Annotated in this window: 16 protein-coding genes and 5 pseudogenes; 13 read left to right on the forward strand and 8 right to left on the reverse strand. The window is 65.1% G+C overall.

The genetic code is table 11. The features are described from left to right. Positions 1 to 88: 88 nt before the first annotated feature. Positions 89 to 2,770: a flavin-containing monooxygenase gene (locus ABIF91_RS28240; protein WP_028181523.1), complete on the reverse strand. Its 2,682-nt coding sequence runs from the start codon at positions 2,768 to 2,770 to the stop codon at positions 89 to 91. Positions 2,771 to 3,031: 261 nt separating this feature from the next. Here ABIF91_RS28240 and ABIF91_RS28245 point away from each other — a divergent pair, with 261 nt between their 5' ends. Together ABIF91_RS28245 and ABIF91_RS28250 are read left to right on the forward strand one after the other, a co-directional pair. Further along, positions 3,032 to 3,208, forward strand: coding sequence for a hypothetical protein (locus tag ABIF91_RS28245; RefSeq protein WP_424579508.1), 177 nt, complete (start codon positions 3,032 to 3,034; stop codon positions 3,206 to 3,208). 168 nt (positions 3,209 to 3,376) lie between these two features. Beyond that, the gene (locus ABIF91_RS28250) at positions 3,377 to 4,165 is read left to right on the forward strand and encodes a carboxylesterase family protein (RefSeq protein WP_424579509.1); all 789 of its coding nucleotides are present in this window, start codon (positions 3,377 to 3,379) and stop codon (positions 4,163 to 4,165) included. A 68-nt stretch (positions 4,166 to 4,233) separates the two neighbouring features. Here the strand turns inward: ABIF91_RS28250 and ABIF91_RS28255 are convergent, their stop codons facing one another. The 3 genes from ABIF91_RS28255 to glgC are packed head-to-tail and all read right to left on the reverse strand — an operon-like array spanning position 4,234 to position 7,240. Beyond that, complete coding sequence (locus ABIF91_RS28255; protein ID WP_024339661.1) at positions 4,234 to 4,494, reverse strand: SemiSWEET transporter; 261 nt, start codon at positions 4,492 to 4,494, stop codon at positions 4,234 to 4,236. A gap of 32 nt (positions 4,495 to 4,526) precedes the next feature. After that, complete coding sequence (glgA, locus tag ABIF91_RS28260; RefSeq protein WP_424579510.1) at positions 4,527 to 5,981, reverse strand: glycogen synthase GlgA; 1,455 nt, start codon at positions 5,979 to 5,981, stop codon at positions 4,527 to 4,529. After that, complete coding sequence (glgC, locus tag ABIF91_RS28265) at positions 5,978 to 7,240, reverse strand: glucose-1-phosphate adenylyltransferase (protein ID WP_028181526.1); 1,263 nt, start codon at positions 7,238 to 7,240, stop codon at positions 5,978 to 5,980. The genes glgA and glgC overlap by 4 nt, the downstream gene beginning before the upstream one ends. Positions 7,241 to 7,573: 333 nt before the next feature. Between glgC and ABIF91_RS28270 the strand changes: the two genes are divergently transcribed. Beyond that, positions 7,574 to 8,011 carry a hypothetical protein gene (locus ABIF91_RS28270; protein ID WP_028181527.1) on the forward strand — a complete coding sequence of 146 codons (438 nt, stop codon included), beginning with the start codon at positions 7,574 to 7,576 and terminating at the stop codon, positions 8,009 to 8,011. Positions 8,012 to 8,133: 122 nt separating this feature from the next. Here ABIF91_RS28270 and ABIF91_RS28275 read toward each other — a convergent pair. Continuing rightward, positions 8,134 to 8,541, reverse strand: a pseudogene (locus tag ABIF91_RS28275) (aliphatic sulfonates ABC transporter substrate-binding protein); the annotation flags it as partial. Positions 8,542 to 8,629: 88 nt separating this feature from the next. Between ABIF91_RS28275 and ABIF91_RS28280 the strand changes: the two are divergent. The 7 genes and pseudogenes from ABIF91_RS28280 to ABIF91_RS28310 all read left to right on the forward strand — a co-directional run. Beyond that, a protein-coding gene (locus ABIF91_RS28280; protein WP_129557670.1) for an IS3-like element ISRj2 family transposase occupies positions 8,630 to 9,759 on the forward strand; the annotation gives its coding sequence in 2 pieces (ribosomal slippage) (positions 8,630 to 8,882 and positions 8,882 to 9,759; 1,131 coding nt in all). A 144-nt stretch (positions 9,760 to 9,903) separates the two neighbouring features. Next, positions 9,904 to 10,014, forward strand: a pseudogene (locus ABIF91_RS28285) (ABC transporter permease); the annotation flags it as partial. After that, positions 10,008 to 10,805 (forward strand): ABC transporter ATP-binding protein, encoded by a 798-nt coding sequence (locus ABIF91_RS28290; RefSeq protein ID WP_028182167.1) that lies wholly within the window; start codon positions 10,008 to 10,010, stop codon positions 10,803 to 10,805. The pseudogene ABIF91_RS28285 and the gene ABIF91_RS28290, both read left to right, overlap by 7 nt. Then, entirely contained in the window at positions 10,799 to 11,971 is a 1,173-nt protein-coding gene (locus ABIF91_RS28295; RefSeq protein ID WP_028182166.1) for an acyl-CoA dehydrogenase family protein, read from the forward strand. The genes ABIF91_RS28290 and ABIF91_RS28295 overlap by 7 nt, the downstream gene beginning before the upstream one ends. 21 nt (positions 11,972 to 11,992) lie before the next feature. Further along, positions 11,993 to 13,093, forward strand: coding sequence for an LLM class flavin-dependent oxidoreductase (locus tag ABIF91_RS28300; RefSeq protein ID WP_424579511.1), 1,101 nt, complete (start codon positions 11,993 to 11,995; stop codon positions 13,091 to 13,093). Beyond that, entirely contained in the window at positions 13,090 to 14,028 is a 939-nt protein-coding gene (locus tag ABIF91_RS28305; protein WP_035669124.1) for an ABC transporter substrate-binding protein, read from the forward strand. Before ABIF91_RS28300 ends, ABIF91_RS28305 begins: the two co-directional genes overlap by 4 nt. Before the next feature lie 348 nt (positions 14,029 to 14,376). Continuing rightward, positions 14,377 to 14,920, forward strand: a pseudogene (locus ABIF91_RS28310) (CmcJ/NvfI family oxidoreductase); the annotation flags it as partial. Positions 14,921 to 14,952: 32 nt separating this feature from the next. Here the strand turns inward: ABIF91_RS28310 and ABIF91_RS28315 are convergent. Beyond that, positions 14,953 to 16,221, reverse strand: coding sequence for an IS256 family transposase (locus tag ABIF91_RS28315; protein ID WP_014497957.1), 1,269 nt, complete (start codon positions 16,219 to 16,221; stop codon positions 14,953 to 14,955). Positions 16,222 to 16,315: 94 nt separating this feature from the next. Between ABIF91_RS28315 and ABIF91_RS28320 the strand changes: the two are divergent. From ABIF91_RS28320 to ABIF91_RS28330, 3 genes and pseudogenes are all read left to right on the forward strand, one after another. Next, positions 16,316 to 16,627, forward strand: a pseudogene (locus tag ABIF91_RS28320) (CmcJ/NvfI family oxidoreductase); the annotation flags it as partial. Between the two features lie 102 nt (positions 16,628 to 16,729). Then, positions 16,730 to 17,044, forward strand: coding sequence for a septal ring lytic transglycosylase RlpA family protein (locus ABIF91_RS28325; RefSeq protein WP_028180616.1), 315 nt, complete (start codon positions 16,730 to 16,732; stop codon positions 17,042 to 17,044). Positions 17,045 to 17,088: 44 nt separating this feature from the next. Then, complete coding sequence (locus ABIF91_RS28330) at positions 17,089 to 18,258, forward strand: Gfo/Idh/MocA family protein (RefSeq protein ID WP_035669127.1); 1,170 nt, start codon at positions 17,089 to 17,091, stop codon at positions 18,256 to 18,258. Positions 18,259 to 18,453: 195 nt separating this feature from the next. On the opposite strand, the pseudogene ABIF91_RS28335 reads toward ABIF91_RS28330, so the two are convergent. Together ABIF91_RS28335 and uvrA are read right to left on the reverse strand one after the other, a co-directional pair. Beyond that, positions 18,454 to 19,762: pseudogene (locus ABIF91_RS28335) on the reverse strand (ABC transporter substrate-binding protein). A 148-nt stretch (positions 19,763 to 19,910) separates the two neighbouring features. After that, a complete protein-coding gene (gene uvrA, locus ABIF91_RS28340; RefSeq protein WP_028180618.1) occupies positions 19,911 to 22,421 on the reverse strand; it encodes an excinuclease ABC subunit UvrA in 2,511 nt (836 codons plus the stop codon). Positions 22,422 to 22,458 lie beyond the last annotated feature (37 nt).

A 22,458-nucleotide genomic window follows, 5' to 3' on the forward strand; every position in this document is an offset into this window, starting at 1 on the left:
TGCCGGGGCTCGCACCTATCGCTGCATCTCAATGCCGCAAGCGCCTCAACGCGGCGGCAGGGAAAAGGTTCCCGCCGTCTCGTCGCGATCAGCTCGCGGCCGCCGCGATCTTGAGGCTGGCCCGACCGCTGCTGTGCTCGTCGCCGCGGCTGACCTCCGGCGGGAGCCCGGCAAAGCGGCGCAAGGCCTCGGCCATCCGCACCCGGCCTGGCACCGCGGTGATCACCACATCGACCATGGTGAAGGACGAGTGGAAATGGCCGCGGGCCTGAAGCTGCTCGACCGGGACGCCGGCTGCGGTCATTGCCTCGGCATAGGCGACACCCTCGTCGCGCAACGGATCGAACTCGCAGGTGACGACGAAGGCCGGCGGCAGCCTTTCGACCTTGCCGCGCAGCGGCGAGACGCGCGGATCGGTGCGGTCGGCCGGCGAGCAGTAGAGGTCCCTGAACCAGTACATCAGCGAAAGCGTCAGGAAATAGCCGATCGCATTGTCGTTGTAGGACGGGCGATCGAAGGTGCAGTCCGTGACCGGGCATATCAGGAGCTGGCCCGCGATTTCGGGCCCGCCACGATCGCGCGCGAGCTGGCAGGTAACGGCGGCGATGTTGCCGCCGGCGCTCCAGCCTGCGACCAGCACCGGGCCCGGTTTGCCGCCGAGCTCGGCGGCGTGCTCGGCGATCCAGCGCGTCGCCGCATAGCCGTCTTCCGCCGCGGTCGGGAAGCGATGCTCCGGCGCGTGACGATAGCCGACGCTGACGAACATCATGCCGGTTCGCCGCACCATGTCGCGGCAGAACGGCTCGTCCGACTGCTCGTCGCCGAGCACCCAGCCGCCGCCGTGGAAATAGACCACGACCGGATGCGGCCCGGGCGTTGCCGGCTTGTAGACGCGATAGGGCAGCGGACCGTCGGCGCCGGGCAGGGTGCCGTCGACGATCTCACCGATTGGCCGTCCGGCCGGGCGGCTCTTGTTGAACTCGTTGACGAAGGCGCGCCCCCCGATCGCGCCCATCGACTCGATCGGCGGCAGGTTGAGCGATGCGAGCAGGTTCAGCACCAGCCGCACGTCCGGCTGCAGGCGCACCACCTCGCCGTCATTGCACTGCGCAGCAACGTAGGGTCCGGTGAGCCTGAAGCCGAGCATGCCGCGGCTGACCACCTCGTCGCAGATGCTGCGATAGGGGCCGACGCCGCCGGTATAGGGCATCAGTCCCTGGACCTTGCCGGGCACGTTGGCGCCCGTGTACCAGGTATTGGCGAGCCGGTGCAGCGTCAGCGTCGAACAGTCCGCCATGTGCCGGCCCCAGCCGGCCTGCGCAGTTTCTGTCGGCTCGATCGTGGTGAAGCCGGCCTCGCGCAGCGCAGCAAGGCGATCGACGACCCAGTCGACATGCTGCTCGATCGACACCGCCATGTTCGACAGCACCGACGGGCTGCCGGGGCCGGTGATCATGAAGAAGTTCGGGAAGCCCGCGACCGTGAGGCCGAGATAGGTCTCCGGTCCCTTCGCCCAGACGTCGGAGAGCGACTTGCCGCCGCGCCCGGTGATCGGGTGCACGGCGCGGATCGCGCCGGTCATCGCGTCGAAACCGGTCGCGAACACGATGACGTCGAGGTCGATGCTGCGCCTGGCCGTCGTGATGCCGCCTGCCGTGATCGCCTTGATCGGCTCCTGGCGCAGATTGACCAGCGTGACGTTCGGCCGGTTGTAGGTGGCGTAGTAGTTGGTGTCGAGGCAGGGACGTTTTGCGCCGAAGGGATGATCGTCCGGCGTGAGCGCCGCAGCAGTCTCGGGGTCCTTGACGGCGGCGCGGATCTTCTCGCGGATCAGGTCCTGAACGATCTTGTTGCCGTCGAGATCGACGGCCTGGTCGGCCCAGAGCTGCGTGAGGATATAGACGAGATCGCCCTTGCCCCAGGCTTCCTCGAACCGCGCGCGTCGCTCGGCGTCGGTGAGCTGCCAGCTCACGACCGTCTGCTGCGGATAGGGCACACCGGCCATCGACTGGCGTGCCTGCTCGCGATAGGCGGCGCGATCGCCCTGCAGCAGGCTCATGCGGTCCGACGGCGCCGGGCCGTTATGCGCGGGCAACGCGAAATTCGGCGTGCGCTGGAAGACGGTGAGATGTGCGGCCTGCTCGGCGATCAGCGGGATCGACTGGATCGCTGACGAACCCGTGCCGATCACGGCGACGCGTTTTCCCGCGAGGTTGACGCCGTCATGTGGCCAGCGGCCGGTGAAATAGACCTCGCCCTTGAAGTCCTTGACGCCATCGATCTCCGGCGGCTTCGGCGCGGAGAGGCAGCCGGTGGCCATGATGTAATGGCGGCAGGAGACCGGTGCGCCATTGTCGGTCGTGAGCTGCCAGCGCTCAGACGCATCGTCCCATCTGGCCTCAATGACCTTGGTCTTGAAACGAATGTCGCGCCTGAGACCGTAACGATCGGCGACGAAACCGAGATAGCGCAGGATCTCGGGCTGGGTCGCGTATTTCTCCGACCATGTCCAGGCGGTTTCGAGCTCCGGATCGAAGGTGTAGCTGTAGTCGATGGTCTGGATGTCGCAGCGCGCCCCCGGATAACGGTTCCAGTACCAGGTGCCGCCGACATCGCCGGCCTCATCGAGGGCGACCGTGGAGAAGCCGGCCTTGCGCAGGCGATGCAAGAGATAGAGGCCGGCAAATCCGGCGCCGACCACGGCGACATCGACCTGCTGAGCGGTTCCGCGCTCATCGGAGGCACGTGTGGCAACCATTGCGTCAGTCATGGCATTCCTCCCGTATGTTTTGTTTTGCCGGCAGGCTATCGCCGCAGGTTCAGCTTGTCATTAGAGCAAGTGCAATCTCCGGTGGTTGTTTGCGGCGCATCGTGACCGCGCGAATGTTGCGGCATCACACGCATCGCGACGCACAATGGCCGTGATAGCCCGGGGTAATCAGAGCGCATCCTTCTGTGTATGCTTGCGCTTACAAGCCACGCGTACCGGCCGGGCGTCATGACAGAGTTGAGTGAGCGGACCAAAGCGAACATGGACGTCGTCCTCGAGGAGACATGTCGCCAATTGCCGCATGGCGGGGGTCATGACAGCCGCAGGTTCATCGCCGAGCGCCTGATCGAGGCGGCGGAGTCCGGCCACTGCACGCTCGGCGAGCTCGGCATCGTCGCGCGACGCGCGCTGGCGGAGTTGATGGGCAAAGGCGGCTAGGCGCGGGCGCGAGGCTTGCCTCGCTGACGGCCCTGGACATAACCTGCCCGTGATCCTTCATCGAGATCTTCGAAGATGCGGTCTTTGCTTGCACTCGTTGCGGCTTGCGCAGTCCTGTGTTGCGCGCGATCGGCTGGGGCTCAGCCGGTCGGACAGTTTCCATTCGCCTTGACGCGTGAAGGACAGATGCTCGGCGCCGTGGAAGGCGAGGTGGCGTCGTTCAAGGGGCTGGCTTACGCGGCGCCGCCGGTCGGCGCGCTACGCTGGCGCGCGCCGCAGCCGACGACCGAAAGCTCGGAGATGCGCACGGCCTACGACTATGGTGCGCCGTGCCTTCAACCGTCGCTGCAGGATGCGAGCGAGGATTGCCTGACGCTGAACGTGTTCCGTCCCTTCGGGGTCGACGGCCCATTGCCGGTGATGGTGTTCATCCATGGCGGCGGCTTCGTCTCGGGCACGGCGAATGATCCGCTGTTCGACGGCGCCAGGCTGGCGCAGGCGGGCCTCATCGTGGTCACCGTGAACTATCGCCTCGGCGCGCTCGGCTGGCTCGTTCATCCCGCGCTTTCGGACAGCGGCGGAAATTACGGCCTGATGGACCAGATCGCCGCGCTGCATTGGGTGCACGACAATATCGCGGCCTTCGGCGGCGATCCTGATAACGTCACCTTGCTTGGCAGCGATGCAGGCGCGACGTCGGTCGCACTCCTGATGCTGTCTGCGCAATCGCGCGACCTCTTCTATCTGAACGAGGCGATCAGCAACCCGGATGCGGCGCGCCGCAACGCGATGCTGGTCGACTGGGAGAATGCACCGAGCGCGCGCCTCGCGCATCCGCGCGAGGATCATCTGCTGCCGCTGATGGTGGCGGCCGGTGCTGCCGGCAACGACGTCGGGCGCCGCGTCTTCGTTGACGAGGTCGCAAACGTGGCGATGGCGTCCTATGTGTTCGGGTGAATTCAAGAGCGGTGGTGCGCTCTACCCCTCTCCCACCAGGGAAGAAGGAAGAGGGGAACGTCGCCAGCTCACCCGTATTTCAGCTTCATGAACAGGATGCCGCCGGCGAGCAGCATGGTGACGGCGTTGGCGGCGACGAGGGGCGCATCGCCGGAGAGCAGGCCGTAAACGAGCCAGAGCGCCAGGCCCAGCACCATGACCAGGAACATGCCGAGAGAAATGTCGCGCGCCGAGCGGGTCTTCCAGACCTTGATGAACTGCGGCGCGTAGGCGACGGTGGTGCAGGTGGCGGCGGCAAAGCCGAGCAGCTTGATCGCGAAGGGGTCCATGCCCGGCTCTATAGCATGGATTCGGCCATGCCTCACGCGCGGGCCGCCAGAAGGCGGCGATAGAGCGCGGCATAGTCGCCGGCGCGATTGCGCCAGGAGACGTCGGTCGCAAGCCCGCTTCGTTGCAGCCGGCGCCAGGTCGGCTTGTCATGGAAGACGGTGTTGGCCTTGCGCAGGGTGCCGGCGAGAGCATCCGCCGTCACGGGGCCGAACTTGAATCCGGTGGCATCGCGGCCGGACGCATCGGCCCCGCCGATGTCGACGATGGTGTCCTCGAGGCCGCCGACGCGGGAGACGATCGGCACGGCGCCATAGCGCAGCGCGCAAAGCTGGGTCAGGCCGCACGGCTCGAACCGCGAAGGAACGACGAGGGCGTCCGAACCGGCCTGGATCAGATGCGCCAGAATCTCGTCATAACCGATCGCGACGCCGATCCGGCCGGGGTTGGCGCGGGCCGCAGCCTGATAGCGATCCTGCAGATCGCGGTCGCCGCTGCCGAGCAGTGCGAGCTGCATGCCCTCGCGCAGAATGGTCGGAATGGCCTCGAGCAGGAGATCGAGTCCCTTCTGCCAGGACTGCCGGCTGATGACGCCGAGCAGCGGCGCGTCGTCGGAGGAATCGAGGTTGAACTGCTGCTGCAGCACCGCCTTGTTCGCGGCCCGGACCGTCAGGTTCTCCGCGCCGAAGCGGCAGGCGATGTGCGGATCTTCCTGCGGATTCCACACCGATATGTCGATGCCGTTGAGGATGCCGCTCAGCACGCTGGACCGTTCACGAAGCAGACCGCCGAGCCCCATGCCGCCTTCGTCGCTCTGGATTTCCTTCGCGTAGGTCGGCGATACCGTGGTGATGCGATCGGCGAACCGCAGGCCGGCCTTCAAGAAGCTGATGCCGCCGAAATATTCCACTTCGTTGGCGTTGAAGGAGTGCCAGGGTAGGCCGATTGATCCGATCAGCTCGGGAGCGAACTTGCCCTGATAGGCCATGTTGTGGATGGTCATCACGGTGCCGGGCCGCGGACGATCGTCGTAGTGCAGATAGGCCGGCGTCAGCCCGGCCTGCCAGTCATGGGCGTGCACGATGTCGGGCAGGAACGCCGGAACGAGGCCGTGGCCGATATCGGCGGCGATGCGCGACAGCGCCGCGAAGCGCACGCCGTTGTCGGGCCAGTCGATGCCCTCGGCGGTGACATAGGGGTTGCCGGGCCGGGCATAGAGATGCGGCACGTCGAGCACGAACAGGTCGAGCCCGTCATACGAGCCCGCCAGCAGCCGGCCGGGGCCGCCGAAATAATCCGGCCAGCTCCGGAGTTCCTCCGCGCCCGAGACCAGGCGCATCACGTCGGGATAGCCGGGCATCAAGGTGCGCATCTCGACGCCATGCGCCTTGAGCGCAACCGGCAGCGCGCCGGCGACATCCGCAAGGCCACCGGTCTTGACGAGGGGATAGACTTCAGAGGCGACCGCGAGGACGCGAACAGGCGTCATGTATTGAGCCTGTCGATCATCGGCTGGGTGATCAGCGAGATGCCCTGCTCGGTGGTGCGGAAGCGCTTTCCGTCGAGCTCGGGATCCTCGCCGACGACGAGGCCTTCCGGAATCTCGACGCCACGATCGATCACGACGTTCCTCAAATGGGCACCGCGACCGACATTCACATAGGGCATGATCACGGCGTTCTCGACGTTGGCATAGGAGTTGATGCGCACGCCGGTGAACAGCAGCGAGCGCCGCAGCGAGGCGCCGGAGATGATGCAGCCGCCGGAGACCAGCGAGCTCACCGCCTGACCGCGCCGGCTCTCCTCGTCGTGGACGAATTTCGCCGGCGGCGTGATCTCGGCATAAGACCAGATCGGCCAGGCGCGATCGAACAGGTCGAGCTCGGGCACGACGTCGGTGAGGTCGATATTGGCGGCCCAATAGGCATCCACCGTGCCGACGTCGCGCCAATAGGCGCGGGGGTCGTTTCCGGAGCGGACGCAGGAGGTCGAGTACTGGTGCGCCATCGCGCGGCCGTTCTTGACGATGTAGGGAATGATGTCCCTGCCGAAGTCGTGGTTCGAGTTCGGATCCTCGGCGTCGCGCTTGAGCTGGTCGAACAGGAACTTCGCGTCGAATACGTAGATGCCCATGCTGGCGAGCGAGACGTCCGGCTTGCCCGGCATCGGCGGCGGATCTTTCGGCTTCTCCAGGAACGCCTGGATCCAGCCGTTCTCGTCGATATGCATGATGCCGAAGCCGGAGGATTCCGTCCGCGGCATTTCGAGGCAGCCGACGGTGACGTCGGCACCACTCTCGACGTGCTGACGCAGCATCAGCTCGTAGTCCATCTTATAGATGTGGTCGCCGGCCAGCACCACGATGAAGCGGCAGGCGTGAGTTTCGATGATGTCGATGTTCTGGTACACCGCGTCCGCCGTGCCGACATACCACATGGTCTCGGAGACGCGCTGGCTGGCGGGAAGGATATCAAAGCTCTCGTTGCGTTCGGGGCGGAAGAAGTTCCAGCCCATCTGGAGGTGCCGGATCAGGCTGTGCGCCTTGTATTGGGTCGCGACCGCGATGCGGCGGATGCCCGAGTTCACCGCGTTCGACAGCGCGAAATCGATGATGCGGGACTTGCCGCCGAAATAGACCGCGGGCTTGGCGCGCCGGTCGGTCAGCTCCTGGAGCCGGCTGCCGCGCCCGCCAGCCAGGACGAACGCCAGCGCCTGACGGGCAAGCGGCTCGGGTCTCGCGGCACTCATGTCATCCTCCCACAACTCTGGCGCTCGCGAGAAGCCTCCCGGCCGCGCACATTGGAACCGATAGTAATGGCACGAATAGTAAATCGTGAAGGTGGTTGTTGGTTGCGAAAGCACGGGAAGCTTAATGCTTTGCGGGTGTTCGGGCCTCAGGCGCCGTCGCGCCGGTGTCACACGAGGCGAGGTCGCCGAGCTTCGCGGGGCACCGGTTGATCAGAACGGAGGCATGCGTCTTGTGCGGTGCACGCAAATTCCAGGCTTTGACTTGGCGCAAGGATGCCCGATCATGACGCTGCGATCCTTTTCCGAGCGAAAGGTCAGACAGGGAGTAAGACGATGAGGATCTGGAAGACGGCAATTGCCTGCTCGTTGGCCGGCGTGGTCCTGGCAGGCCAGATCGGGCAGGCCGCGGCGGGCCCGATGCCGACCAACGTCGCGACGATGAAGGCTGCGGCCGGCGACAACGTCGCGCAGGTGCATTGGCGCGGCGGCGGATGGGGATTTGCTCTTGGCGGTCTAGCAGCCGGCGCGATCATCGGCGGCGCCATCGCCAGCGGCGCGCCTTACGGCTACGGCTACTATGGCCGCCCCTATTATGGCGGCTATGGATATCCGGGCTATGGCTATGGTTATGCTCCCGCGTATTACGGCTATGGCTACAGACCAGTCTATGCCTATCCGCGATACTATCGGCCCTATCGTCCGTATTACAGCTATGGCTATTACCGCCCATACCGTGTCTATCCCCGGCCCTATTACCGCAGATATTGGTGAGCACCGCGGCTAGAACGAGAGCCACACGATCAAGCTCATGCATGCTAGATGCATGAGCAAGATCGCGGCGAGATGCAATGGGCCGGGCTTGAGGCGAAGCCCGCGCATCCCGCCGCCTCCACCTAGTTCGATCCCGCAGCCGCCGCCGTGAAGCTGCGGTCGACGGCTTGGCTAACGTCGAGCTTCTTCGGCAGGATGCCGTAATGCGTCGAGCGGTCGGAGGCTTCCTGCACCTCCTTCACCACGTTATCGTCGATCACGATCGGGCTGGTGCGCTGCGCGGTGTAGGCCGACAGCAGTACGTCCTCCGGCAGCCTGGTCAGCTCGGCCGTGTTCCTGGCGTATTCGCCGAGGTGATCGAGCGACCATAGCCGCGCCTTGTTCAAGCGCTGCACGAGATCCTGCACCGCCGCGCGCTTGGTGGCGATGGCGTGGTCGGAGGCGACGATGAAGGTGATGGTGGGCGTCAGGCCCTCGCCGTCGGCGATCACGCGGGCCTTGTCCTTCAGTGTCGCGAACGAGACGTAGGGAGAGCTGGCCCCGCAAATTCGGACAGTAGCTTGAGTGGATTTTCTGCCTGACAGCGGCGAGGATTCTTGCTGCGAATCAGGAGCGAAGATGACGAAGAAGAGCCGCCGGACGCATTCTCCGGCATTCAAGGCGAAGGTTGCTTTGGCTGCGGTCAAAGGCGACAAGACACTGGCGGAGCTGGCGCAACTGTTTGATGTTCATCCGAACCAGATCACGATCTGGAAAAACCAGCTCCTGGAAGGCGCCGCCGGCGTGTTTGGGCATGACAAGACATCGGCCGAGACGCCGGTCGATTTGAAGGCGTTACATGCCAAGATCGGCGAGCTGGCGTTGGAAAACGATTTTTTGTCCGGCGCGCTCACCAAGGCGGGCCTGCTGAGCGCAAAGCGATGATCGACCGCGATCATGATCTTTCTATCGTGCGCCAGGCGAAGGTCCTGAAGCTGGCTCGCAGCACGGTCTACTATGAACCTCGGCCAGTTTCGGCCGAGGACCTTGCCTTGATGCGTCGGCTCGATGAGCTGCATCTCGATTATCCCTTCGCGGGAGCGCGTATGCTGCGATCGTTGCTGCGGCGGGAGGGCGTATACGCCGGTCGCCGCCACATCGCGACGCTGATGAAGCGCATGGGGATCGAGGCGGTCTATCGTCGCCCGAACACGAGCAAGCCGGCTCCGGGTCACAAGATCTACCCGTACCTGTTGCGCGGATTGAAGATCGAGCGGCCCGACCATGCGTGGGCAATGGACATCACCTACATTCCGATGCGGCGTGGCTTCGTCTATCTCGCGGCGGTCGTCGATGTGTTCAGCCGACGGGTCCTGGCCCATCGCGTCTCGATCACAATGGAGGCGGCCTTCTGCGTCGAAGCGGTCCAGGAGGCGTTGGCGAAGCACGGCAGGCCCGAGATTTTCAACACGGATCAGGGCAGCCAGTTCACCAGCCTCGAGTTCACCGATGTGCTGCTGGACGCGAAGATCGCCATCAGCATGGACGGCAAGGGCGCCTGGCGCGACAACGTGTTTGTCGAGCGGCTCTGGCGCACGGTCAAATACGAAGAAGTATATCTCCGCGCCTACGACAGCGTGTCCGAGGCGCGAGCGTCAATTGCCAAGTATCTGGCCTTCTACAATCAGGGACGCCCTCACTCGAGCCTTGACGGGCGCACGCCCGACGAGGCTTACTTCGGCACGCAAGCTATGGTGATGGCCGCATGACCGTCGCCGACGGTTTTGTCGTCGCTCTGGTCGGGCTACGCCCTCCCGACGCAACGACAAAACCGTAAAGCCCCGCGTTCAGCATAACCCGGCAGGAATCCACTTAAATCCAGCGGGGCGCTGTCCAAACAACCGGGGCCAGCTCTGTATGCGGCGTTGATCGTGATGTCGCTGCTCTGCTCCGGCGCGATCACGCTGCTGTTTTCGATCCGCGACCGCTTGCTGGTCTGGCAGAAGGGGACCGTGAAATGGTAGAAGCAGCTGTGGCCGAAATTGCCACGCATCCGGCCGCCGGTGCCGCGCTCGACATCGAGCAGGTCAGCCATGCCTTCGACATCGACGGGACCGAGCTACCGGTGCTGAGCGACGTCAGCATCTCGGTCGAGCCCGGCGAGTTCGTCGCGCTGCTCGGCCCTTCCGGCTGCGGCAAGTCGACCTTGCTGCGGCTGGTCGCTGGCCTCGACAAGCCCAAGGCGGGGAGGCTGCGGGAGGACGAAGACCGTATCAGAAATCCGCATCCCTCGCGCGTGGTCGTGTTCCAGGACCCGACCCTGTTTCCCTGGCGGTCGGTCTGGGACAACGTCGCCCTGGGGCTCGAGGCGCAGGGCGTCCTCAAGAGCCAGCGTCACCGCGTCGATGCCGCGCTCGATCTCGTCGGGCTGTCCTCCTTCCGCAAGGCCTACCCGCACCAGCTCTCCGGCGGCATGGCGCAGCGCGTCGCGCTCGCGCGGGCGCTGGTCAATGATCCCAAGATCCTGATCCTCGACGAGCCGCTGGGAAAGCTCGACTCGCTCACCCGCATCACCATGCAGGCCGAGCTCGTCTCGCTCTGGCAACGCAAGGGCTTTACCACCCTGCTGGTGACGCACGACGCCGAGGAGGCGCTGGTGCTTGCCAACCGGGTCATCGTCTTCAGCGATCGTCCCGCGCGCGTGAAGGCCGACATCCGCGTCGACCGCCCATATCCGCGCCATCGCGGCGATCCGTATCTGGCCGATCTGCGTCGCCAGATCCTCGGTTTGCTGGGGTTGGATGCCACATGGTGAAGTTCGCAGCCGAGGACCGCGCGGTCCATAGCGAGCCCGACTACATCGCCCGCGCCGAGACGCTTGCGGCAAGCTTTGCCGCGCGCGCCGCCGAACACGACCGCACCGGGACCTTTCCGTTCCGGAATTTTGGCGAGCTTTCCGAGGCAGGCCTGTTGTCGCTGACGGTGCCAGCCGTTCATGGCGGGGCAGGCGCGGGCGCGCGATACGCCGCGCGCGTCATCGGCATCATCGGTAGGGCCGACCCGTCGACCGCGCTGGTGCTGTCGATGCATTACATCAATCATCTCGTCATGGCACGCAGCCCGACCTGGCCGGCGCGGCTGTCGCGCAAACTTGCGCGCGAGAGCGTGGAAGGCCTCGCGCTGATCAACGCGCTGCGCGTCGAGCCGGAGCTCGGTTCACCGGCGCGCGGCGGCCTGCCCGCGACGATTGTGCGTCGGACCGAGACCGGCTGGAGCCTGACCGGCCACAAGATCTATTCGACGGGATCGCCGATCCTGAAATGGTACCTGGTCTGGGCGCGGACCGACGAGGCCGAGCCGCGCGTCGGTCAGTTCCTGGTGCCGGCAGGCCTGCCGGGCACGCGCATCGTCGAGACCTGGGACCACCACGGCCTTCGCGCCAGCGGCAGCCACGACGTGATCTTCGAGGACGTCGTAATTCCGCGCGATGCCGAGATCGACGTGCGCAAGCCGGCGGATTGGCGCGCGCCCGACATTGCACAGGCGGCCGTCCACGCCGTCTTTGTCGCCGCGATCTATGACGGCGTCGCCCGCGCCGCACGCGACTGGCTGATCACATTCCTGAAACAGCGCGTGCCCGCCAGCCTCGGCGCACCGCTCGCAACACTGCCGCGCGCGCAGGAGATTCTCGGCGCAATCGAGGCGCGGCTCGCGGTCAATGCGCGGCTGATCGACACGTTCGCCCGCGATGTCGACGAGGGCGTCGAGCTTTCCGCCGGCGAGTCCAATGCCGTCAAGCTGACGGTGACCAACAATGCCGTCGCCGCGGTCGAGGACGCGTTATCGCTCACCGGCAATCACGGTCTCAGCCGTACCAATCCGCTGGAGCGGCACTATCGCGACGTCCTGTGCGGCCGCGTGCACACGCCACAGGACGATTCCACGCGCGTCGGCCTCGGCCGCGCCGCACTCGGCCTCTAGGACATCAACAGGGAGACGATCATGTCGATCGAGTTCATCGGCTTCATCAGCAACAACAATTCGTCCGAGACCATCGTCCGCGAAGGACCGGTCCTCAACCCGACCCACATCGAGACGGTGGCGAAGGCGCACGAGAACGCCGGCTTCGATCGTGCGCTGCTGGCGTTTCATTCGACGACGCCCGACTCGCTCCAGGTAGCCCAGCACGTGCTCAGCACGACCAGCCGCCTCAACGTGCTGATCGCGCAGCGGCCCGGCTTCGCCGCGCCGACGCTGCTGGCGCGGCAGTTCGCCGTGCTCGATCAGCTCTCCCGCGGCAGGGTCGCGCTCCACGTCATCACCGGCGGCAACGCTACCGAGCTTCGGCAGGACGGCAACACGCTCGACGACAAGGACGAGCGCTATGCCCGCACCTCGGAGTTTCTCGATGTCCTCAAGCTGGAATGGTCCAGCGACAAGCCGTTCAGCTACAAGGGCAAGTACTATCAGGTCGAGAACGCCTTCTCGCAGGTGATGCCCTATCGTCCGGAGGGCATCCGGATCTATTTCGGCGGCGCTTCGGATGCGGCGATCGACGTCGCCGGCAAGCATGCCGATACCTTTGCGCTGTGGGGCGAATCCTATGCGCAGGTACGCGACATCACCTCCCGCGTCCACAACGCGGCGGTTCGGCATGGGCGGCCAACGCCGCGCTTCAGTCTCTCGGTGCGGCCGATCATCGCCCCGACTGAAAAGCAGGCCTGGGAGAAGGCCGAGGAGATTCTGGCGCGCGCCACCGCACTCCAGGACAAGACCGGCTATCGCAAGCCCGCGGACGGCCATGCCACCGCCGGTGCCCGGCGCCTGCTCGCGCTCGCCGACCAGGGTAGCCGCATCGACAAGCGGCTCTGGACGGAGATCGCAAAACTCACCGGCGCCAACAGCAACACGACGGCCCTGGTCGGTACCCCCGAGCAGGTCGCCGAAGTCTTCGGCGACTATTACGATCTCGGCATCAGCCATTTCCTGATCCGCGGCTTCGACCCGCTGATCGACGCCATCGAGTATGGCCGTGAGCTGATCCCGCGGACGCGCGAGCTGATCGCGAAGCGTCAGGCTGTTCGCGGTGAGGCTGCGGAATGATCCGTCTCATGCTGGCAGGCGCGCTTCTGCTCGGCTCGTTCGGGCTGACGGCGGCACAAACCACGCTCCGCGTCGGAGATCAGAAGGGTAATGCACAGGCCGTGATGGAAGCGGCCGGCGTGCTCAAGGACGTCCCCTACAAGATCGAGTGGAAGGAGTTTCCAGCGGCAGCTCCACTGCTCGAAGCGCTCAGCGCCGGCGCGATCGAGACCGGGCTCGTCGGTGACGCGCCCTTCACCTTCGCCGCCGCCTCCGGCGCGCCGGTCAAGGCGATCGCCGCGATCCGCCAGACGCGCGAGGGCCTTGCGATCCTCGTACCGGAGAGTTCGCCGATCAAGAGCTTCGCCGATCTGCGCGGCAAGAAGATCGCCACCGGCCGCGGCTCGATTGGCCATCAGCTGATCCTGGCCGCGCTGGAGAAGAACGGCTGGAGTGCGAGCGACGTGCAGATCGTATTCCTGGCGCCCTCGGACGCCAAGATTGCCTACACGCAAGGCTCCGTTGATGCGTGGTCGACCTGGGAGCCCTATGTCAGCCAGGAGGAGGTGCTGTTCAAGTCGCGACGCATCATCACCTCGGAGGGCCTGACGCCGGGGCTGAGTTTCCAGGTGGCGCGGCCAGACGCGATCCGCGACAAGCGCGCGGAGTTGACCGACTTCGTCCGACGTCTCACCGCAGCGCGGGCGTGGTCGCTGAGCAACGTCGATAGCTATGCCGCGACCTGGGGCAGGCTGATGAACATCCCGGCCACCGTGCCGCAGAACTGGCTGTCGCGCGCCAAGATCCGGATCGCTCCGATCGACGATGGCGTGGTTGCGGACGAGCAGAGCACGATCGACCTCTATTTCCGCTGGGGTCTGATCAAGCAGAAGCTCGATGCAGCCGAGATCGTCGATCGCTCCTTCGCGGACGCGATCGCGAAGGCGGGGCTGTAGGAACCTCTCGTGTCCGGACCCGGCGCAGGGTCGAACGCTGCTCCGGTGTCGTTCCGGGGCGCGACCAAGTCGCGAACTCGGAACCCATTATCTACAAGCATCGCGGCTCGAGGGATTCCGGGCTCGCCCTTCGGGCGCCCCGGGATCACGGCGGCGGTCGCGAGAGCTCGCGAGTCTCTCAAGCATTCGTGAAGAGAGAAGAGCATCGTCAAAGCGACCGCCATCCTCGACTGATTCATTCTGCATTCCTCGCTCGCGACAACATCCTCATCGCTATTCGCGGCACCTCCCTTGCGCCGCCCGGCCCACCGCCAAAATCAATCAAACGACCACATCGGGAGACCGGCCATGGGCCTGCAAGAAACAAGAATCGAATCGCTTCCCTTCGTCACTGCCGAACTCAACTATCTCGCACCGACATCAGGCAAGCCGCGCACCTACGCCTTCGACCCGCCGCCGGGGCGAGGCCAAGAGCACGTCGCTGCCGGAGCCGCATCAGGTGCCGATCTTCGACGCACGGCTGATCGCGCAAGATTTCTCGCTCGATCGTGAGGGCTTTGCGCTGGTGCGTCACCCGACCCAGGTGAAGGATTTCTACAACGACGAAGAGGTGAGGGCGGTCTATTATCCCGCGGTCGAGGTATTCCTGCGCGCCACTTTGAAGGCGGATCGCGTCTTCATCTTCGATCACACCGTGCGCAAGCGTGTCGAAGGTGCGCCGGATATTCGCGACGGCGGCCCGCGCCAGCCGGCCACGCGCGTCCATGTCGACCAGACCGCAATCTCCGGCGCCAACCGTGTACGTGAGCATCTGCCTGACGAGGCCGAGGAGCTGCTGAAAGGACGCGTGCAGGTGATCAATCTCTGGCGTCCGATCCGCGGCCCCTTGCGCGGAGCTATGCGGGATTTTGGGTGACGAGGCGATCAGGCGGCGTGGTTTTCCGGCACTTGGATGACCTCGATGCCGTTTTCGAATCTGACACCTGCGCTGACCTTCGGCAACTGATTTGTGCCTTTCAGCCGCCGCCAGGTCTTTGATGCGGCGCAGAGCAGCTTGAACACCATCAACTTGGCAGTCGTTGACGATAACGAACCTTTCGTGCGCACCGTTCTGTGCCGGACCGTCGCGAACACGCTTTCGATGGGATTCGTCGTCCGCAAGTGGTCCCAATGCTCGGCGGGGAATTCGTAGAACGCAAGCATTGCGTCGCGATCTTTCGTCAGGCACTCGACCGCCTTGTCGTACTTCGCTCCGTATTTCTCGGCAAAGACATCGATCGCCACTTCGGCCGAAGCTCGGTTGGACGCCAAATAGACCTCGCGCAGATCCTTCTTCATGCTGGCCTGTACCGACACTGCGACTTTGTTCAAGATATTCGCGGTTTTGTGCACCCAGCACCGCTGATGTCGCGTGGCGGGAAAGACCTCGTCGAGCGCCTTCCAGAAGCCGAGCGCGCCGTCACCGACGGCGATTTCCGGGGCGATCTTCAGCCCTCGGGTTTTCGCCTCGACGAGCAGTTCGTGCCAGCTCTGCGTGCTCTCGCGCACGCCGACCTGGAAGCCGATGAGTTCCTTCTTGCCTTCCGGCGTCGCGCCGATCAGCACCAGCATGCATTCGCTGTGGTCTTCCATGCGAGCCTGCAGGAAGACGCCGTCCGCCCACACGTATACGTACCGGCGCGCCGACAGATCGCGCTTCTGCCAACGCTCGTACTCGAGCTGCCACTCCGTCGTCAGTCTGGAAACCACCGCCGGAGAAAGATTCGGCGCATCCTTGCCCAAGAGCGCCGCCAGCGCCTCCTGGAAGTCGCCCGTCGAGATGCCTCGCAGGTACAGAACCGGCAAAAGTGCATCCAAGCTCTTCGTGCGCCGTGCCCACAACGGCAGGATCGCCGAGGTGAAGCGGATCCGCTCGCCATCGCTGGTCACCGCGCGATCGCGAATCTTTACCCGGGCGACTTCGACGGCGCCGATCCCCGTCTGGATCGTCCGCACTGGACCATGGCCGTGTCGCACGAGGCGGTCGCGGCCATCGGGAAGCTTCAAGCCCTTCATCGCGGCGAGAAACGCCTCGGCTTCCATCTCGACAGCCTGCGCAAGCAGCTGCCGAGCTCCAGATCGCAAAATATTCGTCAGTGGATCGTCGATCTCATCGGGCTGACGCAGTGGGACAATGTTGCTATGCTCGTTCATGGCGTATCGCTCTCCTTGAGGTTCTGGCAGGCTCGACACCCGCCTCGATACGCCGCCTATCTCATTCCGTCATCACCCAGTTTCCCGCATAGCTCCCTTGCGCGATTCCCCGCTCGCAATGGCCGATGGCACGACCGTCGATCCCGACGATCTCGTCGCCTCCGACCTGATCTATCCCAACCGCCGCGGCGAGACATATTCGGTGAAATACAATCCGAACCACCGCTGGTTCTATTTCCCGGAGATGACGCCGGACGAGGCGCTGCTGCTGAAGTGCTACGATTCCGCAACCGACGGCCGCACCCGTTTCGGACCGCACACTGCGTTCGTCGATCCGACCACGCCGGCCGATGCGGCGCCCCGCGAAAGCATCGAAGTCCGCACGCTGGTGTTCCACCGGGAGTAACGAAGTGCGATGGCATTGCCGGGCATCGCCCCGGCAATGTTCCTGGAACTTTGCGGAACAGGGGACGTTTGCAGGCCGGGCAGGGCAACCCGGCAGGGTGCCGTGCAAGCGCAGACGACGCTACTGGTATCTCTGGCCAGCTTTTTGCTTTTTTCCTTTTCTGTTGCCCACGCTGAAAGCGGGCTTGCTTCGTACTACAGATACGCGAAAGCCGGCAAAGACGGCGAGCTGACCTGCGCCCATCGCACGCGCCCGTTCGGCAGCGTGCTCAAGGTGTCCTATAGTGGACGCACGATCCAATGCCGCGTCAACGATCGCGGTCCCTTCATCCGCGGGCGGATCGTCGATCTCTCGGTGCCGGCCGCCCGCGCGCTCGGCATGATGAGCGCGGGCGTGGTGAGGGTCTCGGTGGAATAGGCCTCTGAGCGCGCTATAGTGCCGTCCCAAAGCAAGGGGGCGCCATGGCCAGGATCAGGGTGGGAATCGTCGGCTGCGGCTTCGTGTCGGAGCTGCACATGCATGCGTTCCGGCGCGTCTATGGCGTGGACGTCGAGGTCGCGGCGGTTGCTGCACGTGGCGACCACGTCGTTGAATTCGCCGATCGACACGATATCCCGCGCGTCTATCGCAGCTTCGCCGATCTGATCGCGGACGCCGATCTCGACGTCATCGACATCTGCACGCCGCCCAATCTCCATGCCGGGATGATCGTCGGCGCGATGCAGGCCGGCAAGCATGTGATCTGCGAAAAGCCCTTCGCCGGCTATTTCGGCCGCGAGGGCGACGAGCAGCCCATCGGCAAGCACGTGCCGAAGGCGCTGATGTATGAGCGCGTGATCGAAGAGATGGACGCGACACGCGCCGCGATCGAGCGGACAGGGAAGCTCTTCATGTACGCCGAGGACTGGATCTACGCGCCGGCGGTGACCAAGACCGCGGAGATCATCAGGGCGACGAAAGACAAGATCCTGTTCATGAAGGGCGAGGAAAGCCATTCCGGCTCGCACGCCGCCCATGCCGCGCAATGGGCGATGACCGGCGGCGGCTCGCTGATCCGGATGGGCTGCCATCCGCTCTCGGCCGTGCTGTATCTCAAGCAGGTCGAAGCGAAGGCGCGCGGCGAGACCATCCGCGTCGCCAGCGTCACCGGCGACGTCGGCAACGTCACCGCCGGTCTCAAGCCCGAAGAGCGCGGCTACATCAAGGCCAATCCCGTCGACGTCGAGGACTGGGGAACGCTGACGGCGACCTTCTCCGACGGCACCAAGGCCACCGTGTTCTCCGGCGACATGATCATGGGCGGCGTGCGCAATCTGATCGAGACCTATACGAGCGGCGGCTCGCTATTCGCCAACATCACCCCGAACACCCATCTGATGAGCTACCAGACCAGCGAGGACAAGCTCGCCAGCGTCTACATCACCGAGAAAGTCGACCGCAAGACCGGCTGGCAATATGTCTGCCTCGAGGAGGAATGGACGCGCGGGTACTTGCAGGAGATCCAGGACTTCATGGAATGCGTTGCGACCGGACGACAGCCGCTGTCGGACCTCGCGCTCGCGTATGAGACGATCAAGGTGAACTACGCCGGCTATTGGGCGGCGGAGGAGGGACGGCGAGTGATGCTGTAGGGGGGCTGCTTCTTACCCTCCCCTGGAGGGGGAGGGTCGATCGCGCGTAGCGCGAGCGGGGTGGGGTGACCTCTCCAATCGGGCAGTGCCCGTGAGGAGAGATCACCCCACCCCGCCTCTCATTCGCTGCGCTCAATGTGAGCCGACCCTCCCCCTCCAGGGGAGGGTGGCACCGACCGTGCCGCGCACACCGCCTCACGTCCCGTAGGTCGAGCCCTTCGGCAGCGGGAACACCGGGTCCTGTGTCCTGATGTTGGTCGGCCACACCACCGAGATGTGCTCGCCCGCGTTCTGCATCACCACCGGTGTCGAGCGTTCGTTCTGGCCGGAGAGCGGCGTGCCCGGCGGGAAGAACTTCACGCCATAGCCCTGGATGGTGCCGCCTGCGGGGATGTCGACGTCGAGCGCCGCCTTGCGGATGGCCTCGGGCTCGAAGCTGCCGTATTTCTCCTTGGCGACCGGCAGCACGTTGTTGAGCAGCACCCAGGTCTGGTTGAAGCCCATCGAGCAGTGTGGCGGCACGTCGGTCGCTCCGGTCTTGGCCTTGTAGCGCGTGACCATGGCGTTGATCAGATCACCCATGCCCGGCGCGAGCTTGGCGGGATCGAGCAGTTGCGCCGGCACCGGGTCGATGTTGCAGAAATTGTCGATGTCGGCCCCGAAGGTGGCGCGCAGCTTGTCGAGCTGGCTGTAGCCGGCCAGCCCCGAACAGCATCTTGAAGCGCAGGCCGCTCTCGCGTGCCTGGCGCAGGAACAGGGTGATGTCAGGGTTGTAGCCGGCATGCGAGATCACGTCGGCCTTGGCGCGCTTGATCTTCGTGACGAGCACCGACAGGTCCGGTGCCGATGCCGAATAGCCCTCGCGCAGCACCACCGGGATGCCGGCCTGCTTGGCATAGGCTTCGTCGGCCGTGGCGACGCCGACGCCGTAGGGCCCGTCCTCGTGGATCAACGCGACCTTGACCTCCTTCGGGTCCATGCCGAGCTTGGCTTTCGCATGCTCGTTGATGAAGCTTGCAAAGGCCTGCCCGTATTGATCCGAATGGATCTGCGCGCGAAACACGTATTGCAGGTTCTTGTCCTTGAACACGGCGGTCGAGACCGCGGTCGTGATCCAGAGGATCTTCTTCTGCTGTTCGACCTTGGCCGCGAGCGGCACCGCATGCGAGCTCGCATAGACGCCGTTGAGGATGTCGATCTTCTCCTGGCTGATCAGCCGTTCGGCCTCGTTGATCGCAACGTCGGGCTTGCTCTGGGAATCCGCGGCGACCGGAGCAATCTTGGTCTTGCCGCCGATACCGCCTTTCTCGTTGACGAGATCGATCGCGATCTGCGCGCCGATCGACGAGGCGACCGAGCCGCCGGCGGCGAAGGGGCCGGTGAGGTCGTAGATCAGGCCGATGCGTAAATTCTCGGCCTGCGCCTGGGCTCTGGTCCAATCGAGGCTGAGTGTGGCGGCGGCAGCCGCCGTACCCTTCAGCAGCTGCCTGCGTGAAGTCGGCATCCTATCCTCCCTCAAAACCGTCTTATGATTGGTTGTTATTTTTTTGCGAAGTATGGGGAGGGGGACAGCGGAAAGTCAACATCGCGAAAGTCGGGTGCGCCGTAGAACGCAATTGCGAAATGACGGTCAGGCCCGGCGCGGTCGTGCGTTACTGCGCCAAGCGCCGCGCCAGATAAGGCGCCGTTTTCCCGCCGGCTGTGGCGACCTGATCCGGTGTCCCCGAGGCGACGATCCGGCCGCCCTCGTCGCCGGCGCCGGGGCCGAGATCGATGATCCAGTCGCTGTGCGCCACGACGTCCATGTCGTGTTCGACCACGATCATGCTGTTGCCGGCATCGACGATCCGATCGAGCGGGGCGATCAGCCGCTCCACGTCGCGCGGGTGAAGGCCGGTGGTTGGCTCGTCCAGCACATAGAGCGTGTGGCCGCGTTGCGGGCGCATCAGCTCGGTTGCCAGCTTGATGCGCTGCGCCTCGCCGCCGGACAGTTCCGTCGCGGACTGGCCGAGGCGGATATAGCCGAGGCCGACCTCGCGAACGACGGACAGCGAACGGCTGAGCGTAGCATCGCCCTCGAAGAACGCGAAGGCCTCGTCGACGCGCATCGCCAGCACGTCCGCGATGGATTTACCGTCGATCTTCACCTCGAGCGTCTTGTCGTTGTAGCGCGCGCCCTTGCAGGTCGGGCAGGGCGCGTAGACGCTGGGCAGGAACAACAGCTCGACGCAAACGAATCCTTCGCCCTCGCAGGTCGCGCAGCGGCCCTTGGCGACGTTGAACGAGAAGCGGCCGGCATCGTAGCGTCGGGACTTTGCCTGCGGGGTTGCCGCGAACAGCTTCCGGACATGGTCGAACAGACCGGTATAGGTCGCAAGATTGGATCGCGGCGTGCGGCCGATCGGCTTCTGATCCACCACGACGAGGCGGTTGATCCGGTCGAGGCCGGCAACGATTCTGCCGCCTGATGTCTCGACCGTCGGGGCGAGGCTGTCGTCATCGGCATCAGTGGCAAGCGTATGGCCGAGATGCTCGGCCACGGCCTCGACGAGAAATTGGCTGATCAGGCTCGACTTGCCGGAGCCGGACACGCCGGTGATGCTGGCGATGACACCGAGCGGAATGTCGACGTCGAGGCCGCGCAGATTGTTGCGGGTCACGCCCTTGAGCTTCAGATGTCCCTTCGGCTCGCGGCGGACCGCCGGCAGTTTCTTTCGCGGATGCGCGAGGTAATGCGCGGTTCGCGATTGCTCGATGTCACCGAGCCCTTCCGGCGGCCCGCTGTAGAGAATGAGCCCGCCGCCCTCGCCGGCATCGGGGCCGACATCCACCAGCCAGTCGGCATGCCTGATCACCTCGATCTCGTGCTCGACCACGAAGATCGAGTTACCCGCGTGCTTCAGCCGGTCCAGCGCGCGCAGCAGTGCCTCGGTGTCGGCGGGATGCAAACCTGCGGACGGCTCGTCGAGCACGTAGACGACGCCGAACAGGTTCGAGCGGACCTGCGTCGCAAGACGCAAGCGCTGCAACTCGCCCGGCGACAGTGTCGGGGTGCTGCGCTCGCAGGCGAGATAGCCGAGGCCGAGGTCGAGCAGCACGGCCAGACGTGCCGACAGATCCTCGCAGATGCGCCGGGCGACGACGGCTTTCTCCGACCTGTCCGTCGAGGCTTTTGCGAACGGCTTGATCAGCTCGTGCAGCTGCTTGAGCGGCAGGTGCGACATCTCGGCGATGTCGAGGCCGGCAAATTTGACCCTGAGCGCCTCGGGCTTGAGCCGCGTGCCGTGGCAGGTCGGGCAGTCCCGGATGATCATGAATTGCGCGACGCGGCGCTTCATCATCGCGCTCTCGGACTTGGCGTAGGTCTGCATCACGTAGCGCTTGGCGCCGGTGAACGTGCCCTGGTAGCTCGGCTCCTCCTTGCGGCGCAGGGCGCGCTTGACCTCGGCGGCGTCGTAGCCGGCATAGACCGGGACGGTCGGCTGCTCCTCGGTGAACAGGATCCAGTCGCGGTCTTTTTTCGGCAGCTCGCGCCAGGGCTTGTCGACGTCGTAGCCGAGCGTCGTCAGGATGTCCCGGAGGTTCTGTCCCTGCCAGGCGCTCGGCCAGGCCGCGACGGCGCGCTCGCGGATCGTCCTGGTGTCGTCGGGCACCATGGATTTCTCGGTGACGTCGAGCATCCGGCCGATGCCGTGGCAGGTCGGGCAGGCGCCCTCGGGCGTGTTGGGCGAGAACGACTCCGCATAGAGCATCGGCTGCCCCCGCGGGTAGTCGCCGGCGCGGGAATAGAGCATCCTGAGCAGGTTCGAGATGGTGGTGACGCTGCCGACCGACGACCGCGTCGTCGGCGCCCCACGCTGCTGCTGCAGTGCCACCGCGGGCGGCAGGCCCTCGATGTCGTCGACCTCGGGGATCTGCATCTGGTGGAACAGGCGCCGGGCGTAAGGCGACACCGATTCCAGATAGCGCCGCTGCGCCTCGGCGTAGATCGTTCCAAAGGCGAGCGAAGATTTCCCGGAGCCCGAGACGCCCGTGAACACGACGAGGGCGTTGCGCGGGATCCTGACGTCGACGTTCCTGAGGTTGTGCTCCCGCGCGCCCCGGACCCGGACGAAGCCGTCGTCCTGCGTCAGGCTCCCGGTTAGCTTTGCTCGATCGTCCATCTCGCGCCTCCATCCCCCGCACGGGTAACGACAAGAT

Source organism: Bradyrhizobium sp. USDA 241 (assembly GCF_049739505.1).
Taxonomy (GTDB): Bacteria; Pseudomonadota; Alphaproteobacteria; order Rhizobiales; family Xanthobacteraceae; genus Bradyrhizobium; species Bradyrhizobium liaoningense.